This window comes from Bacillus sp. B1-b2, assembly GCF_009183415.1.
Lineage (GTDB): Bacteria > Bacillota > Bacilli > Bacillales > Cytobacillaceae > Niallia.
In genome coordinates this window covers 1-2,238 of sequence record NZ_WEHU01000066.1, presented here as the reverse complement: position 1 = coordinate 2,238, position 2,238 = coordinate 1, and the positions used below count along the sequence as shown (strand labels likewise).

The window sequence follows — 2,238 nt, the reverse complement described above, 5'->3', positions numbered from 1 at the left end:
CCTGAGACATTCGGTGATTCAGCATCGGTAATTGCCGATGCTTTACGGCATTTCACTGTGAATGGGCTTCGAATGGGCCAAGTCCAAGTGTTTAACAATGGAATAGCAAAATATGAACAACTCCTTGAATCCCTAAAAAAAGCCCAAAAAACAATTGATCTGGAATATTTCATATATCGGAATGACCAAATTGGTAATCGCATCACAGAACTGCTAATCGAAAAAGCAGTAAATGGAGTGCAGGTTCGTTTTATGAGAGATGGCTTGGGGAGTTATAAATTCCCGCGTGAAAAAATCACGCAGATGGTGGAAGCAGGGATAGAATGCAGGACAATATTTCCTTTACGATTTCCCTGGATTTTGTCCAATTGGAATTATCGGGATCATTGTAAGATGGCCATAATCGACGGAAAGATAGCTTTTAATGGTGGCATGAACGTAGGATATGAATATACAGGATTGAAGCCTGACGTTGGCTTCTGGCGGGATACTCATTTGCAAGTCATAGGAGAAGCATAAGTCGATTTGCTGACTGTCTTTGATGTTCATTGGGAAATCGCTGTGCCGGAACGGATAAAATCAAAAACAAATTTGAAAACAAAATCAAAGGTAACGAAAATCAACTCAATCGGCAGAGCAGATCATTCCAAATGGTCAGCCGAATTGGGATCAGAGTTGAGCACCCTTGATGATAAAGAAATGGACATATCCGCAAAAACTAGGACATTGCATAAAGCGTATATCCATACGTTGGAAGGAAACCCTGGAATTCCTACCCCAGTCATTCGGCAAGCTTACTTTATATGTATAACACAGGCGACCAAGACTATTGATTTAACAACACCCTATTTTGTACCAGAAACGGATATTATCATGGCATTAAAGACAGCAGTAGCTCGTGGTGTGCACGTAAGATTGCTGGTTCCTCGCCACATTGATCAAAAAAGCGTGGGCTATGCAAGTCGTACCTATTACGGGGAACTTATAGAAGCTGGGGTCCAAATCTACCAGTACAATAAAGGAATGTTACATGCGAAACTGATGATCATTGATGAGGAAATTGCAGAAGTAGGCGCAGCAAACTATGATATGAGAAGTTTTCGCCTGAATTATGAGGTGTGTCAAGTCGTGTACAGTGCTGATGTGGCAAGAGAACTCACAGAGCAGTTCGAGGGGGATCTTACTGATTCTGTACCATTAAGAATTGAAGACTTGTTGCAACGATCCCTGACCGAGCGCATTGTTGAACAAGGTGCTCGTCTGCTTTCTCCATTATTATAAGTTGATGTATCCTGTTTTTATTGTTCTATCTTAAATCTAGATTTAACTTTGTTTTTAATATATTTCTGACTTATTTGAAAAAAAGTCGAAAACCCGTGTATTATAAGAACTTCCAACATGGGTTTTTTCTTATTTACGATGGAAATTCATTACTAAAAAACGGTAATACTAAAAAGGCAGCTCAAAGAGTTTGAATTCAAAAATATCTGTTACCTTTTCATTTAAATATAGAGGTGATATCAATAGATAATATATTTGAAAATCTTAAGGAAATACGTTTATTAGAAGATAAGCTCTATCATTTAGAATTAAATGGTTGGCTAAAAAATGAGTTTTTAACTTGGGAATGGTGGATACTAGTCGTTTTTTTAGTTGTGCCTTGGGTTATATGGGCTAAACTTGTTAAACGAGACATTATTTTAGAAATTTTGTTATTTGGTACCATAATTATCATAACAACAACCTTATTAGATGTAGTTGGCTTACAATATAGGTTTTGGGATTATCCAATTGCATTCTACCTATTATTCCTAGGGCCTTTCCCTTTGATTTTTCAATGATACCTGTAGCTTACATGTTGTTATATCAATATTTTAGAACATGGAAAATTTTTATAATCGCACAAATCACTATGGTACTCACATACGCCTTTATTGGTGAACCTTTTTCCGAGTGGGTCGAACTTGTGTATTATTATGAGTGGAGATACAGTTATTCATTCATATATTACATCATGGTTGGAATTGTAACTCGAGCTTTAATACTAAAACTAGCCTCTTTATCTAAACCTCAAGATCTTACAACTAAGTAAAATTTAAATTGGAGGAAAAAACGTTGGAAGAAGTCAATATTGGTTTACTGACGATCAAAGTCATCGTTGGTTTTGCCACTTTATTTTTTATCATTATCATAACAGGCAGAACATCCATCTATCAGTTAACCCCGTTTCACTTAGTT

At 36.7% G+C, this 2,238-nt stretch carries 1 protein-coding gene and 1 pseudogene; both read left to right on the top strand.

All coding sequences use genetic code 11. The annotated features are described in order from the left end of the window. Nucleotides 1-1,281, top strand: a pseudogene (locus tag F9279_RS24695) (phospholipase D-like domain-containing protein); the annotation flags it as partial. 233 nt (nucleotides 1,282-1,514) lie between these two features. Further along, complete coding sequence (locus F9279_RS25875; protein ID WP_226793915.1) at nucleotides 1,515-1,841, top strand: hypothetical protein; 327 nt, start codon at nucleotides 1,515-1,517, stop codon at nucleotides 1,839-1,841. Nucleotides 1,842-2,238: the final 397 nt, after the last annotated feature.